Source organism: Bradyrhizobium sp. Ken51, from assembly GCF_055807435.1.
In genome coordinates, this window is the sequence record NZ_JBVVPB010000001.1 from 266,583 (window position 1) to 280,769 (window position 14,187).

Below are 14,187 nucleotides of genomic sequence, written 5' to 3' on the forward strand. Positions count from 1 at the left end.
GGCACCGCGGCGCATGGGAGCATCCCACCCGACGGTCATCCCGAACAAGTGATCTAGCTGGTGCGGCGGATCAGTCCTTCGGACGTCGCTTCAGGCGGGCCCGTTTCGGCAGCTGCGCCGGCCATTGCACGATGTGGTTCTCGAGCTCCTCGTCCGGGATCTCCACCTCGCTGCCTTCGACCCGTCCGCGTACGGAGACGCCGGCCTCATGCACCGTGTCGGGATCGCCTGACACCAGCGGATGCCACCAATAGAGGTCGCGCCCTTCCGCGACGAGCTTGTAGCCGCAGCTTGGCGGCAGCCAGTTCAGGGTGCGGACATTGGCCGGGGTCAGACGGACGCAGTCCGGAACCTTGTCGGAACGATTCGCATAGTCCTTGCAGCCGCAGGTCACCCCATCGAGCAGCTTGCAGCCGACATGGGTGAAGTAGATGTCGCCGGTGCCCTCTTCCTCGAGCTTGTTCAGGCAGCAGCGGCCGCAGCCGTCGCACAGGCTCTCCCATTCGGGCCCCGACATCTCTTCCAACGTCTTGGTTTTCCAGAAGAATCCTTCCTGGCCTGAAGGTCGTTTGGGAGCTGCGGTCATGCGCCTCAACAAAAGTTCGAAAGAGCTACGGCTGGTGCCATCTAGGGCGTGCGGCCGCTGGGCTGCAAGCAACGCCCGCGTGAGGCCCGTAGTGAACCGGGGTCAATTAGGCCTGTTGTTCAAAATCGCAAGCGTGACCATTGGTTTATAGGCCCTGCTCGGCTAGAAGGAACAGCAAGTCCCCACCGTCGCTGGCCGGGCGCCTTGGGTTTGCCGCAACACTCCCGCAAGACGTCTCGATGCCGCCCCGGCCGGGTGCTTGAACGCTTTCGAACCAAGCCGCAAGGGTTCTAGGTGCGCCAGATCATACCACCGCATTGGAAGGCCCGGATCCGGAATTTCTTCCTGGATCTCGATGCGCGCATCGACTCCTCGCTGTTCTCCTCGGCCAAGGGCATCCGCGAGCTCTACGAGCGCTACTCGACCTTCATGGACCGCTTCTATGTCGGGCGGTGGAAGCGCTGGGTGTTCATCGAGCCGCTGTCGGAGGCTGCGACCCTCGGCCTCGGCGGCCTGGTCGTGATGCTGACCCTCGCCATCCCCGCGTTCCGCGAGACCGCGGACGAGGACTGGCTGAAGAAGTCCGATCTCGCGGTGACCTTCCTCGACCGCTACGGCAACCCGATCGGCAGCCGCGGCATCAAGCACAACGATTCGATCCCGCTGGAAGATTTTCCGGACGTGCTGATCAAGGCGACGCTCGCGACCGAGGACCGCCGCTTCTACGAGCATTTCGGCATCGACATCGCCGGCACCGCGCGCGCGCTCGTCACCAACGCCCAGGCCGGCGGCGTCCGCCAGGGCGGCTCCTCGATCACCCAGCAGCTCGCCAAGAACCTGTTCCTGAGCAACGAGCGCACCATCGAGCGCAAGGTCAACGAAGCCTTCCTCGCGGTCTGGCTGGAATGGCGCCTGACCAAGAACGAAATCCTCAAGCTGTATCTCGACCGCGCCTATATGGGCGGCGGCACCTTCGGCGTCGACGGCGCCGCGCATTTCTACTTCAACAAATCGGCACGTGACGTGACGCTCGCCGAAGCCGCGATGCTCGCCGGCCTGTTCAAGGCGCCGACCAAATACGCGCCCCACATCAACCTGCCCGCTGCCCGCGCGCGCGCCAACGTGGTGCTCGACAATCTCGTCGACGCCGGCTTCATGACCGAGGGCCAGGTGTTCGGCGCCCGCCGCAATCCCGCCTTCGCGGTCGACCGCCGCTACGAGGCGTCGCCGAATTATTATCTCGACTACGCCTTCGACGAGATGCGCAAGCTGGTCGACACCTTCCCGAAATCCTACACCGAGCGCGTCTTCGTGGTCCGACTCGCGATCGATACCAATGTGCAGAAGGCGGCGGAAGACGCGGTCGAGAACCAGCTGCGCCAGTTCGGCCGCGACTATCATGCGACCCAGGCCGCGACCGTCGTCTCCGATCTCGACGGCGGCATCCGCGCCATGGTCGGAGGCCGCGACTACGGCGCCAGCCAGTTCAACCGCGCCACCGACGCCTATCGCCAGCCGGGCTCGTCGTTCAAGCCTTACGTCTACACCACCGCGCTCCTCAACGGCTTCACGCCGAATTCGATCGTGGTCGACGGCCCGGTCTGCATCGGCAATTGGTGCCCGCAGAACTATGGCCATTCCTATTCCGGCTCGGTGACGCTGACGCAGGCGATCACGCGTTCGATCAACGTGGTACCCGTCAAGCTGTCGATCGCGATCGGCCAGAAGAACGAGCCCAAAGCGCAGAACCCGGCCAAGGTCGGCCGCGCCAAGATCGTCGAGGTCGCGCGCCGCTTCGGCCTCAAGGCGCCGCTGCCCGACACGCCGTCGCTGCCGATCGGCTCGGACGAAGTCACCGTGCTCGAGCACGCGGTGGCGTATGCGACCTTCCCCAACCGCGGCAAGGCGGTGACGCCGCATTCCGTGCTGGAAGTGCGCACCGGCGCGGGCGATCCAGTCTGGCGCTGGGACCGCGACGGGCCGAAGCCGCGCCAGGCGATCCCCGCCTCCGTGGCCGCCGACATGGCCGGCATGATGAGCCACGTCGTTAGCGAAGGCACGGCGCGTCGCGCAGCCCTCGACGGCATCCCGACCGCGGGCAAGACCGGCACGACCAATGCGTATCGCGACGCCTGGTTCGTCGGCTACACCGGCAATTTCACCTGCGCGGTCTGGTACGGCAATGACGACTATTCGCCGACGAACCGCATGACCGGCGGCTCGCTGCCGGCGCAGACCTGGCACGACATCATGCTCGCGGCGCATCAGGGCGTCGAGGTGCGGGAAATCGCCGGCATCGGCATGGGCCAGAAGCTGCCGCCCGAGCGGATCGCCAACGCGCAGGCCAATGCGGCGCCGAAGGTGCTGGAGACCAAGCCCGGTCCGCCGCCGGTATTGACCAAGCGCGGCGCCGACGTTTTGGTGCGCGTCGAGAAGCTGCTGGATGACGCGGCCAGGACCGCGACCAAATCGGCCGCCACCGATCCCAAGCAAGCCAAGCCGGCATCGTCCACGAGCGCGCTCGCCTTCCCGCAGAACTATGCGGAAGAGAATGCGAACGCATCCGCCCCGCGCAAGAACTAATCGAAACAAGAACTGATCGAAACAAGTGCGGCTGATCCTGATCACATTGACGGCCCTTCTGCTCGCAACCGTGGTGGGCGTCGGTGCGACCTGGATGACGACGACGCGCGGCACCGAGATCGGCGCGCTGACCATCGGCCCCTGGACCGCGCGTCCGCGCACCGGCACCGCCGACGTCGATCCCTATTCGCGCGCCACCATCGTGCGCAACGGCGAGCTGCCGATCGGCACCGGCGACGGCGTCGCCTTCACCGCGACCGCCGACGACAAGAAGAAGGTGCTCGACGGCCGCTGCGACGTCGTGGTCTCCGGCGTGACGCCGCCGGCGCGGTTCTGGACGCTGACGCTCTACGACCGCAAGGGTCATCTCGTTCCCAATTCGCTGCAGCGCTACGGCTTCACCAGCCAGGAGATCGTGCGGCAGTCCGACGGCTCGTTCGAGATCCGCATCGCCTCGCGCTCGCGCGCCGGCAACTGGCTGCCGACCGGCGGCATCGAACGCTACGCGCTGATGCTGCGGCTCTACGATACCCCGGTCGGCGTTGCCACGCGCACCCAGCGCGATGCGCCGATGCCCACCATCACGACGGCGGGCTGCTCATGATCCGGCTGTTGTTCACCATCGTTGCCGGCGTGGTGCTGGGCCTCGTGGTCCATCTCGTCAGCGTGCTGGCGCTGCCGCGGATCGCGACCCAGGACGCTTATTCGCGGCTGACGCCGATGACCAAGCTCAACGCGGTCACGCAGCTTCCGCTCACTGATCCGCAGACCTCGCCGATGCCGTTCATGGATCCGGCCTTTGCGCTAGCGATCTGCCGCTACGATCTGTCGAACGGCCCGATCAAGCTGACGGTCCCCGTCAGTCAGGCCTACACCTCGGTGTCGTTCTACACCCGCAACGAGATCGCCTATTACGCCATCAACGACCGCTCGGCCGGCAAGAAGGTGATCGAGCTCGACCTGATGACCGAGCCGCAGCACAACGAGCTGCCCGAGGACGAAGAGATCACCGCCGCCGACCGCCTGATCATCGATTCCCCCAGCACCACCGGCCTGATCGTGATGAAGGCGCTCGCCCCAGAGCCCGGCCTGATGCCGCAGGCGCAAGGCTCGCTCGCGGCCGCGAGCTGCGGTCCGCAGACCGACCCGCCGGCCAAGGCGGAAGCGCCGCGCGCACGGCGCTAAAGCGCGTCGCTTCGGCAGGCCGCAAAACAAAAAGCGCGAAAACAACCCCATGCACAGTAGCGAGGGTGTTGAAATTATTCGCCATTTTGGTTGCACCAAATAGGCGTTTGCCGGACCGATACATCCCTGCCCGTCGCGCTGTTCGGCTTTGACTCGTCGGGCAAAACACTGGCAGAATGGCAGCATCGAAAGTTCACCCGCGCGGAGCAATCCGCCGCGGGTTTTTTCTTGCTGGAGCCTCACCGAACATGGCCTGAATCCCTGCAGGGCGGTGTCACCGTCGGGTCGGTGGCTGTAGTCCTGGCGAGTTGAGCCAATCATCTAACGACAAGCTTGTTTCAGCCCAGCGTGCGCGTCTGAGGGCGGCATCTCTCACTGGCCCTGGCGGGAGCAGTTCCGCGCCTGAGCGAAGACGAACGGCCATTTCTGCAAGCCCCTCTTCGTGCGATTCATTGAACTTGCGCCGCTGGCTCACTGCACGATCCGTTCCGGAGGAGGCGGGAGCGCAAGCAGCGTTCTCATCACCGATAACAGCCACTGATCGGGCGGTGACGTCGGAACGTAGATATTGGTGGAAGCTTCCGTCGGCGCACTAGTGCACACAGCCGGCAGGGAGCGGTTCACGTTGGCGGCACTTCCTCCGGCAACGTGCATGATCAGGTTGGAGCCACCAAGCTTCACGCATCCCGATCGTGCGGGGAACAAGGTGAGGGCATGCAGGTTGACCTTGCGGCAGGGAAAGTTGTCATGAGCGAAGAAGAGCTTACCAGCAGAGCCGAGCGCGCCCTCGTTACCATTGCGCTCAGCTTGACGATGCTTGTTCTTTGCGTCGGAGCTCTGATCTATCGCTAGCGCGTTGCTGTGCGCTGCTCGGTATTTGCCCAATCCTACCGCTTTTCGGTCGGATGCACCCATTTGTACGGGGTGATGCTTTGCGTTGCGGTCAGCTTGATCATGTGGACAGGCGGAGCGGAACGTCCCTCCTATGAAGACGGCCCGGCTCGCGATGACAAATTATCGATTGTTGGGGGGCCGGAACGGCCGAACACCACTACCCCTCGCGTTGTGGAAAACCGGACGGCGATGCGAATCCTCCGCGCAGCGCGCCTCCGCCTTTGACACGTCGGGCAAAACACTGGCAGAATGGCATCATCGAAAGTTCACCCGCGCGGAGCAATCCGCCGCGGGTTTTTTGTTGGCGGAGACGTTGCCGAGAACGACGACCTTCGCCGCCCACCTATTCGGCGGCTTGCGGAACGCGCATGGTCCATTCATCGGCAAGAGCCGATCGTTCGCCCGGTGGAAGCCCCCGCCCCTTCACCAGGCCGAAAATCGCGGGGATCACGACGAGCGTCAGCAGTGTCGATGACGTCATGCCGCCGATCATGGGCACCGCAATGCGCTGCATGATCTCCGATCCGGCCCCGGTGCTCCACATGATCGGCAGCAGACCGGCCATGATCGCGACCACCGTCATCATCTTGGGCCGCACGCGCTCGACCGCACCCACCATGATGGCATCGTGAAGGTCTCGTCGGGTAAAGACCCTGCCGTCAGCGCTACACCTGGCTTTTGTCTCGACCAGCGCGTGATCGAGATAGATCAGCATCACCACGCCCGTCTCGGCGGCAACGCCGGCGAGAGCGATGAAGCCGACCGCGACCGCAACGGACAGGTTGAAGCCGAGCCACCACATCATCCAGATGCCGCCGACCAGCGCGAACGGCAGTGACAGCATCACGATGAGCGTCTCGGTCATCGCCCGGAAGTTCAGGTACAGCAGCAGGAAGATGATCGTGAGCGTCACCGGAACGACGATTTTCAGGCGGGCGGCGGCGCGCTGCAGATATTCGTATTGGCCGCTCCAGATCACGTAATAGCCGGCCGGAAACTTGATGCTTTCGCTGACGGCGCGCTGCGCATCGGCGACATAGCTCCCGATGTCCCGATCCCGGATATCGACGTAGATGTAGGTGGCAAGCTGGCCGTTCTCCGTCCGGATCGAGGTCGGCCCGCGTGCCGGCTCGACCTTGGCGACCTCGCCGAGCGGCACGGCGCCGCCCGAAGGCATCGGCACCAGGATGTCGCTGGCGATGGCCTTGGGATTGTCGCGGAGGTCACGCGGATAGCGCATGTTCACCGTGAACCGCTGCCGGCCTTCCACGGTCGTCGTGACTGTCTGACCACCGAGCGCGGCAGCGATGGTGTCCTGAACGTCCTGGATCAATATGCCGTAACGGGCGAGCACCTCGCGATCCGGAACGATCTCGAGATAATAGCCGCCGATGCCGCGTTCGGCGTAGGCCGACGACGTGCCGGGCACGGTTTTGATGACGCGTTCGATCTGCTTCGCGAGCCGGTCGATCTCGCCGAGATCCGTTCCCATGACCTTGACGCCGACCGGCGTGCGGATGCCGGTGGAGAGCATATCGATGCGCGCCTTGATCGGCATGGTCCAGGCGTTGGAGACGCCCGGAAATTGCAACGCCTTGTCCATCTCGGCAACAAGGCCGTCGACGGTAAGGCCGGAACGCCACGCCTCTTTCGGCTTGAGGTTGACGATTGTTTCAAACATCTCCGTCGGCGCGGGATCGGTCGCAGTGGCGGCTCGCCCCGCCTTGCCGTAGACCGAAGCGACTTCCGGGAACGATTTGATGATGCGGTCCTGCATCTGCATCAGCTCGGCTGCCTTGGTGACCGAAATGCCGGGCAGCGTCGTCGGCATGTAGAGCAGCGTTCCCTCGTTCAGCGCCGGCATGAACTCCGTGCCGAGCTGGCGCGCCGGCCAGATTGTCACCGCAAGCACGACGAGCGAAGCCAGGATGACCAGAGTCTTGGCGCGCAGAACTCCCTTGATCACGGGACGATAGACCCAGATCAGGAAGCGATTGATGACGTTCCTGCTCTCCGGGACAATCCTGCCGCGGACGAAGATCACCATCAGCGCCGGCACCAGGGTGACGGACAGCAGGGCCGCAGCGGCCATGGAGAAGGTCTTCGTGAACGCCAGCGGGCTGAATAATCGCCCCTCCTGCGATTCCAGGGTGAAGATCGGCATGAACGACACGGTGATGATCAGCAGGCTGAAGAACAGCGCAGGCCCGACCTCGGATGCTGCGTCGATCAGAATCTGCACGCGAGACTGATGAGGCCTCGCCCGTTCGAGGTGCTTATGTGCGTTCTCGATCATGACGATGGCGGCGTCCACCATGGCGCCGATCGCGATCGCGATACCGCCGAGGCTCATGATGTTCGATCCCAGCCCGAGCAGCTTCATGGCACCGAACGCCATCAGCACACCGACCGGCAACATCAAGATCGCGACGAGCGCACTGCGGACATGCAGAAGGAACACGATGCAGACGAGCCCAACGACGATGCTCTCCTCGAACAGGGTGTTCTTGAGGGTATCGATGGCCGCGTAGATCAGGTTCGACCGGTCGTAGACCGGCACGATCTCGACCGATTTCGGCAGGCTGCTCGCGATCTCCCCGAAGCGCTTCTTGACGTTTTCGATGACGTCGAGTGCGTTGACGCCGAACCGCTGCAGCACGATCCCGCTTGCAACCTCGCCCTCGCCGTTCAATTCGGCGATGCCTCGCCGCTCGTCCGGTCCGAGCTCGACGTTGGCGACGTCCCGCAGCAACACCGGCGTGCCGTTGCTCGTCTTCAGGACGATGTTGCCGAGATCGTTGATGCTCTTGATGTAGCCCCTGCCGCGGATGACGTATTCGAACTCGGAGAGCTCGACTGTGCGCCCGCCGACATCGGCGTTGCTGGCGCGGATCGCCTCGCGTATTTTTTGCATGCTGATGCCGCGGTCGCGCATCCGCTGCGGGTCGAGGACCACGTTATACTGCTTGACGAAACCGCCGATGCTGGCGACCTCGGCGACGCCATCGGCCTTGGCCAGCGCGAACTTCAGATTCCAGTCCTGGATCGTGCGCGTGTCCGCCAGGTTCAATTCCTTCGATATGACGGCGTATTGGTAGACCCAGCCGACGCCGGTCGCGTCGGGCCCGATGGTCGGGGTGACACCGGCAGGAAGCCTGGACGACGCACCGTTGAGGAATTCCATCACGCGCGAGCGGGCCCAGTAGATGTCGGTGCCGTCCTCGAAGATCACGTAGACGAAAGAGACGCCGAAGAACGAGAAGCCGCGCACGACTTTCGATTTCGGCACGGTGAGCATCGCCGTCGTCAGCGGATAGGTGACCTGATCCTCGATCACCTGCGGCGCCTGCCCGGCATACTCGGTGTAAACGATGACCTGCGTGTCCGAGAGGTCCGGGATCGCATCCAGCGGGAGGTGAACCAGGGCATAGAGGCCGGCGGCGGCAGCGAAGCCGGTACCGAACAGCACGAGCAACAGATTGCGCGCCGACCAGGCGATGACGCGGGCAATCATTTGCGATCTCCCGTTGCGTTGCCAGGGCCGGCGTCGGTGGCTCGCGACGCCGCCTCACCAAAACCCTTCAGCGCCGCTTTCAGGTTGCTTTCCGCATCGATCAGAAAATTGGCGGAGGTAACCACCGCCTCGCCGACCGAGAGACCCTCCCGCACCTCGACATAACCGCCGCCGCGACGGCCCAGCCTAACCTCCCGCGGCTCGAAACGCCCTTCCCCTGTGTCGACGAGGACGCTCTGCCGGCTGCCGGTGTCGAGCACCGCACTGTCCTGTATCGCCAGGACGGGCGCGGCATCGGCCGTGTCGATGTCGGCATCGACGTACATGTCCGGCAGCAGCACCGCGTCCGCGTTGGCAAGCTCGATCCGGACACGAACGGTTCGCGTGTCGCGGTTCACCTGCGGATAGACGACGGCGATCTTCCCGGTGAAGGTTCGGCCCGGGAAACTGCGTGCGCGTACCGCGACCGACTGCCCCACCGCAACGTCGCCGAGATCGCGCTCGGCCACGTCGACCAGCGCCCAGACGACCGAGGTGTCCGCGATCCGGAACAGCACGTCGCCGGGATTGGCCCGCATACCTTCGATCGCGCCGCGCTCGAGCACGATCCCGTCGCGCGGCGCAGACCAGCGTATGGTGACGGGCGAGGTGTGCGTCCTGTCCATCTCCGCGATAACCGCGTCGGGAACATCGAGATTGATCAGCCGCTGTCGCGAGCCGCGGCCATACGTCTCAACGCCGCCGACCGTCTTGGAGGTGATCGTCGCGAGATACTCCGCCGCCGCGGAAGCGACGGCCGAACTGTAGATTTCCATCAACGGCTGGCCCGCCTTTACGCGCGTGCCGGTGGTCACGTCGGCGACCTTCTGCACGAAGCTTTCGGCGCGCATCGCGATCACCGACACGCGGCGTTCATCGAGTTGGATCGTGCCGGGCGCCTTCACCGAGACCCGGATCGAGCGGCGCTCGACCGGCTCGGACTTCACGCCCGTGCGCTGGATCTTGCCGGGCGACAGCTTCACGGTGCCGTCGTCGGTGTCGTCGCCTTCGTAAACGGGGACATAATTCATCCCCATCGAATCCTTCTTCGGCACCGGCGAGGTGTCGGGCAGCCCCATGGGATTGCGGTAGTAGAGGATTTTCCGCGAGGACGCCTGCTGCGGCTTCGGTACGGCCCGGACCGCCTGATCGTCGTCATAGACCGGCAGGTAGTCCCGGCCGCGCTCGTCCTTCTTCGGACCAGCAGACCAAAGCGGCGCGCCGCCCGGATGGCGGTAATAGAGCGGAGTTGGCTCGGCGGCAGCCGCAGCGGATATGATCTCGGCATCGAGGAGCCCGCGCGCACGGCTCAAATGCCAGTAGCCGGCCAGGGCCAGGCCGCCGCCCAGCGCAAGAGCAGTCAGGAGACGCAGCGTTTTCATGTGGTGTATCCGCGCGCCCGGGAGCGCGCTTCCATGTGAATGAAAAAAGGGAATGTCGGGCGCCGCCGGGCAGCGCCCGAACGCTCACTTCGTCGCGGTGACGATCACCTTGCCGATGACGGTCTCGGGTTCGCCCTGCACCTTCGCCGATAGCGTGATCTGGTAGCGGCCGGCCATCGGCAGGTCCGTCTTGAAGGCGTACACACCGGGTTCCTTGGAGGGCAGCGGTGCGACCGGCGACTCCATCTCGGCCATCCCGTCCGGGGCCATGTCGACGCGGGTCTTGAAGACGACCGCATCCGGCACGGGCTTGCCGGTCTGCTTGTTCGTCAAGCGAACGGCGAGCGTGACGTCTTCACCCTTCTTCATCTGCGGATTGACGGGGTCGAAGGCGTAGTCGCCGGCGCCCGCAAGCGCGGCGGAAGTGGCAAGCGAAAGGGTGGCGGCGAGAGCCGCGGTGCTGAATCTGGAAAGCATCGTCCTGTCCTCATGAATTGATCTATCGCCGTGGCGCGGGAGAGCGCACGTCAAGTCATCGTCGCGAGCCGGCATGCCGCTCGCGTCCCTGGCTTTGCGAGATCAGATTCGAGGTGGTCGGAAAGGAGGACTGGCGCCGCGGAAGCAGACAACCTGATCGGCTGGAATGGTCAACTTGCTGGCAGCCACGGCGAGATATGCAAAAGCGACGGGCCTGACATCACCGAGCGCGATGATCCCGCCAACGCAGCAGAAGCCCATTCCGCACTTGCCGCCACCAGTGTGGGAGCCCGTTCCCTTCATGTCGGGACAACAATCGTCCATCGACATATCCGCGTCGCCGCTCATGTGCATGGTCGTCGCCATGTCGTCCGACGAGATTGCGAGGTTCGCCGCGGACGCGCCAACCGGCAACATCGCCAAGGATATGGCGATGGCGAATGCCTGGATGGTACGGACGAACTGCATCAAATATTAAATCTCACTTTCGGGCCGGAACACCGCCTCAGTAACATATTCGAGCATCGAAAACAGTCATTGATCTTGGTCAAGGGTTCGTGACCGAGGCCGGAACGGCGGCCGGGTCCGTCCCCCAGCGGACGACCGACGGTCCGACCAGCGTCAGCGGCACCGGCCCGTGAAAAGTCGGCGGACAGATCCCGGGCGCAAGCGGAGCGTTCCGAAGCGCAAGCACCCGGAGGCAGCTCACGATCAAGCACGAACAGGATCTCTTGTGGGGCAAAGACGAGCATGATAGCAACGGCCATCGGGTCAAACACAACCGCCCGACCAGCTTTCGAGCCAAGCGTTGTTTCGCTCCATTACGGAGGTGAAACATGTCTTGCGACAGCACCACTGGCTCAATCAGCACATCCAGCGCAGCCTTCGGCCCTTCTCCAAACCCTCGATGGTTCTGGAAGTTAACGCTCGCGCTGCTGGACGGCATCACACGGCGCCGCCAATACGACGAGCTTCTCGAACTGGACGACCGGCTTCTCGCGGACATCGGCTTATCGAGAACAATCGTTGGGGAAGCTCGACGGTGTTACTTCTCAGGTTGGCGCGACGATCGGTGATTATCATATCCGCTCGATGAGCGGTCACACCTGAGCGTGCGAAGGCGGCGCGTCTGCTCATCCCTGTGGATCAGACGGCCGCCAGGCTCACGAAAAGGCTCTCAGAAGTCCAGCTTGTCGCGTATGGCATCAATTCCGGCTTTCGCGCACGCTTCGTCCGCGTCACCGCCCGGAGCGCCGGACACGCCGACCGCTCCGACCAGGGAGCCGCCGGCTTCGACGATCAGTCCTCCGGCGATGACGACCGCTCCGGGAAGGTTGCGAATGCCCGCCTGCATCATGCCTGGCTGGCTGATCGCATTCAGTTCGGTCGTGCTGGTCTTGAACGAGGCAGCTGTCCACGCCTTGCCGGTTGCCGTTGGGACGGTGTGAGGACCTGCAAAGCGGTCGCGCAACATCACTTGCATGACGCCGAAGCGATCGACGACCGCGACTGCAACCTGGTATCCACGGGTGCGGCAGTTCGCCAACGCAGCGCGCGCAAGATCGAGCGCCAGTTCCGGACCGAGCGATTTATAGGCGACCAGACTTTCCTCGGCCCGTACTGGGCAGATGGACGCAATCAGCAGGGCCGTCGCGACCGACAGGCATCGAACGTTCATGGCAATCTCCGGCATAGGTCACCAAACGCCTATTTGGTCTCACCATATGTCAGATCGTCGAACAGGGTCACGCTATCTGCCTTGGTCCACAGGCCGATCATCCCGGCGTCCGGAATGGTGGCGTCTTCCACCTCGAACAATTGCTTTCCGTCATAGCTCACCTTGAACCGATGTCCCGCGAAGTCGCAGCGCAGCAGGTGCCATTGCCCGGACGATACCGGCGCGCTGACGCCATAGCCGCCTTTGCGCCCCACGATCTCAAGTGAGATTCGAACGCCCTTGATTGTCTTGTACAGCACGACATTGTCCTCCAGTGCGTTGGCCCGCACCACGTAGTAATTATCGGCATCCTTCGCACGCCAAATAACTCCCGCCGCGCGATCCTCGGAGCCGGCGACGGCCTTGAATTTCACCTCGACGAAGCCGTCGCGGATGGCGCTATCGCGCTTGATGGCGAGGGGAAACGTCGCCCGTCCGGATTGCTTGAGAACGTTCGGCTTGCTGGGCGCCGTGGCCTCGGCCTCAACGGTCCATTTCGGCTGTCCCTTGCCGGTCATCGTCAAAGTCCACCCGTCGGGCGAACTTCCGGCAGCAGCGATGTCGAAATTCAGGGTCTCGGCCACGGCGTTCCCTCCCACTAACAAGGCCAGCATGGAAGCCAACGCAAGCTTGTCCATGAGCTTGTCCATGCATCAGCCCTTCGTGCTCGCCGTCTTGTCGAGCGCCGCACGGAGGCCTTCAGCGAGCTTGACGGCATCGTCGTTAGCCCAGAAATGCATGAAGAAGAGCCGCGGCTGTTCGTCCAGCATGTGGCTGTGCAGCGCCGTCACCTCGATGCCGTAGGTCCGTAGCGCCAGGATGACGGGGTTCACCTCGTCGCTGGTCAGCACGAAGTCGCCGGTGATGGCGGCCTTCCCCGCGCCCGTCGGCTGGAAATTGATGGCGATCGCAACGCCCATCGCGGCGACGGGGGTCAGCAACATGCCGTCTTCCGTGATAGGGTCGCGCCGCTTCACGTTGAACTGGTAGACGCCGCCATTCGCTTTCCCGTTCACTCCAATGATCTGGTCGAGTTTCGCCGTGTCAAGGTCGATGACGGGTGGCGGGCTCGCCGGTGCGGTGACCGTCAACGGGGTCTTGCTTTCGGCCAGCGCATCATGGATTGCCGAGGCCAGTTTGACGGGGTCGCCTTGTCCGGCGACGTGCATGTAGAACGTTGCCGGGCTCGCACGCAGCAAATGATTGTGCACGGCTGTGATCTCGAGCCCGCTCGCGATCATCTTCGCCATCACGGGATTGATCTCGGTCTCGAGCAGCACAAGGTCGCCCATGATCATTGCGCCGCCATGCGCCGGCTTGAACGCAACCCAACCGCCGAGTGCCAGCGCCGGCTTGATCGAAACCCCGTCCAACTTCACGGAGAGATCGCTGCGGGGAAAGCCGTAGCGGCGGACGTCGTCCGAGACAGCGGGCTTGCGGCCCAGGGTCTCGTCCACCTTCTGCCATTCGGCATCCTGGGCATATGCCGGGATGAAGGGGCCGAAGCGAAATGCAAGCAGACAAACACCAATGCCGACCACGGCCCAGATGATTCTTTTCATTGTGCTACTCCTCAGGCTTTGGTTTCGCTGTTTGACCCGGTCGCCGCTGTCGACGACCGACCCGCCCCAGGTGAAGTCCGGTTCGCGATCTTTCCCCCACATCACGCCCACGAGGCGCGACAAAGCGCGGGCATCAATGCGCGCAGCGGTGCTGCGATCGGCACGGGAGCCGAGCCGAAAAATCGAGCCTATCTGCCGGATGAAGTAGGGAATGTATGATAACATGCTGCGCCCTTGGTGATCAGGAC

General features: G+C 63.8%; 13 protein-coding genes. 4 read left to right on the plus strand and 9 right to left on the minus strand.

Annotation, left to right across the window (positions count from 1 at the left end; genetic code table 11):
* Window positions 1-70: 70 nt before the first annotated feature.
* Window positions 71-586 carry a YcgN family cysteine cluster protein gene (locus tag AC0L27_RS01155; protein ID WP_275167752.1) on the minus strand — a complete coding sequence of 172 codons (516 nt, stop codon included), beginning with the start codon at window positions 584-586 and terminating at the stop codon, window positions 71-73.
* 294 nt (window positions 587-880) lie between these two features.
* Here AC0L27_RS01155 and AC0L27_RS01160 point away from each other — a divergent pair, with 294 nt between their 5' ends.
* Genes AC0L27_RS01160 through AC0L27_RS01170 form a run of 3 tightly spaced genes read left to right on the plus strand, consistent with a single transcriptional unit; the run spans window position 881 to window position 4,354 of the window.
* Window positions 881-3,169, plus strand: a complete 2,289-nt coding sequence (locus tag AC0L27_RS01160; protein ID WP_275167753.1) for a transglycosylase domain-containing protein — start codon at window positions 881-883, stop codon at window positions 3,167-3,169.
* A gap of 25 nt (window positions 3,170-3,194) precedes the next feature.
* Window positions 3,195-3,773, plus strand: a complete 579-nt coding sequence (locus AC0L27_RS01165) for a DUF1214 domain-containing protein (RefSeq protein ID WP_007593444.1) — start codon at window positions 3,195-3,197, stop codon at window positions 3,771-3,773.
* The gene (locus AC0L27_RS01170; protein WP_275167754.1) at window positions 3,770-4,354 is read left to right on the plus strand and encodes a DUF1254 domain-containing protein; all 585 of its coding nucleotides are present in this window, start codon (window positions 3,770-3,772) and stop codon (window positions 4,352-4,354) included. The genes AC0L27_RS01165 and AC0L27_RS01170 overlap by 4 nt, the downstream gene beginning before the upstream one ends.
* A 471-nt stretch (window positions 4,355-4,825) precedes the next feature.
* On the opposite strand, the gene AC0L27_RS01175 is transcribed toward AC0L27_RS01170, so the two are convergent.
* The 5 genes from AC0L27_RS01175 to AC0L27_RS01195 all read right to left on the minus strand — a co-directional run bounded on the left by AC0L27_RS01175 (window position 4,826) and on the right by AC0L27_RS01195 (window position 11,128).
* On the minus strand, window positions 4,826-5,269 hold the full coding sequence (locus tag AC0L27_RS01175; RefSeq protein WP_354206787.1) for a hypothetical protein: 444 nt from the start codon (window positions 5,267-5,269) through the stop codon (window positions 4,826-4,828).
* Window positions 5,270-5,591: 322 nt separating this feature from the next.
* Entirely contained in the window at window positions 5,592-8,762 is a 3,171-nt protein-coding gene (locus AC0L27_RS01180) for an efflux RND transporter permease subunit (protein WP_354254078.1), read from the minus strand.
* On the minus strand, window positions 8,759-10,183 hold the full coding sequence (locus AC0L27_RS01185; RefSeq protein ID WP_354206791.1) for an efflux RND transporter periplasmic adaptor subunit: 1,425 nt from the start codon (window positions 10,181-10,183) through the stop codon (window positions 8,759-8,761). The genes AC0L27_RS01180 and AC0L27_RS01185 overlap by 4 nt, the downstream gene beginning before the upstream one ends.
* A gap of 84 nt (window positions 10,184-10,267) precedes the next feature.
* Window positions 10,268-10,660: a FixH family protein gene (locus AC0L27_RS01190; protein WP_354206793.1), complete on the minus strand. Its 393-nt coding sequence runs from the start codon at window positions 10,658-10,660 to the stop codon at window positions 10,268-10,270.
* A gap of 102 nt (window positions 10,661-10,762) precedes the next feature.
* The gene (locus tag AC0L27_RS01195) at window positions 10,763-11,128 is read right to left on the minus strand and encodes a hypothetical protein (protein ID WP_473317950.1); all 366 of its coding nucleotides are present in this window, start codon (window positions 11,126-11,128) and stop codon (window positions 10,763-10,765) included.
* Window positions 11,129-11,496: 368 nt separating this feature from the next.
* Here AC0L27_RS01195 and AC0L27_RS01200 point away from each other — a divergent pair, with 368 nt between their 5' ends.
* Window positions 11,497-11,736: a YjiS-like domain-containing protein gene (locus AC0L27_RS01200; RefSeq protein ID WP_354206797.1), complete on the plus strand. Its 240-nt coding sequence runs from the start codon at window positions 11,497-11,499 to the stop codon at window positions 11,734-11,736.
* Window positions 11,737-11,837: 101 nt separating this feature from the next.
* Here the strand turns inward: AC0L27_RS01200 and AC0L27_RS01205 are convergent, their stop codons facing one another.
* From AC0L27_RS01205 to AC0L27_RS01215, 3 genes are read right to left on the minus strand one after another with little or no spacing between them, the layout of a single operon-like run.
* Window positions 11,838-12,338, minus strand: coding sequence for a GlcG/HbpS family heme-binding protein (locus AC0L27_RS01205; RefSeq protein ID WP_354206799.1), 501 nt, complete (start codon window positions 12,336-12,338; stop codon window positions 11,838-11,840).
* 29 nt (window positions 12,339-12,367) lie between these two features.
* Window positions 12,368-13,015, minus strand: a complete 648-nt coding sequence (locus AC0L27_RS01210; protein ID WP_354206801.1) for a hypothetical protein — start codon at window positions 13,013-13,015, stop codon at window positions 12,368-12,370.
* Window positions 13,016-13,030: 15 nt separating this feature from the next.
* Window positions 13,031-13,939, minus strand: coding sequence for a DUF1259 domain-containing protein (locus tag AC0L27_RS01215; protein ID WP_354207334.1), 909 nt, complete (start codon window positions 13,937-13,939; stop codon window positions 13,031-13,033).
* Window positions 13,940-14,187 lie beyond the last annotated feature (248 nt).

Excerpts from the sequence above, each read along its gene's own strand:
- AC0L27_RS01205 (WP_354206799.1), bottom strand. The coding sequence starts at position 12,338 with ATGAACGTTCGATGCCTGTCGGTCGCGACGGCCCTGCTGATTGCGTCC.
- AC0L27_RS01185 (WP_354206791.1), bottom strand. The coding sequence starts at position 10,183 with ATGAAAACGCTGCGTCTCCTGACTGCTCTTGCGCTGGGCGGCGGCCTG.
- AC0L27_RS01215 (WP_354207334.1), bottom strand. The coding sequence starts at position 13,939 with ATGAAAAGAATCATCTGGGCCGTGGTCGGCATTGGTGTTTGTCTGCTT.
- AC0L27_RS01170 (WP_275167754.1), top strand. The coding sequence starts at position 3,770 with ATGATCCGGCTGTTGTTCACCATCGTTGCCGGCGTGGTGCTGGGCCTC.
- AC0L27_RS01195 (WP_473317950.1), bottom strand. The coding sequence starts at position 11,128 with ATGCAGTTCGTCCGTACCATCCAGGCATTCGCCATCGCCATATCCTTG.
- AC0L27_RS01210 (WP_354206801.1), bottom strand. The coding sequence starts at position 13,015 with ATGGACAAGCTTGCGTTGGCTTCCATGCTGGCCTTGTTAGTGGGAGGG.
- AC0L27_RS01180 (WP_354254078.1), bottom strand. The coding sequence starts at position 8,762 with ATGATTGCCCGCGTCATCGCCTGGTCGGCGCGCAATCTGTTGCTCGTG.
- AC0L27_RS01175 (WP_354206787.1), bottom strand. The coding sequence starts at position 5,269 with ATGGGTGCATCCGACCGAAAAGCGGTAGGATTGGGCAAATACCGAGCA.
- AC0L27_RS01200 (WP_354206797.1), top strand. The coding sequence starts at position 11,497 with ATGTCTTGCGACAGCACCACTGGCTCAATCAGCACATCCAGCGCAGCC.
- AC0L27_RS01190 (WP_354206793.1), bottom strand. The coding sequence starts at position 10,660 with ATGCTTTCCAGATTCAGCACCGCGGCTCTCGCCGCCACCCTTTCGCTT.
- AC0L27_RS01155 (WP_275167752.1), bottom strand. The coding sequence starts at position 586 with ATGACCGCAGCTCCCAAACGACCTTCAGGCCAGGAAGGATTCTTCTGG.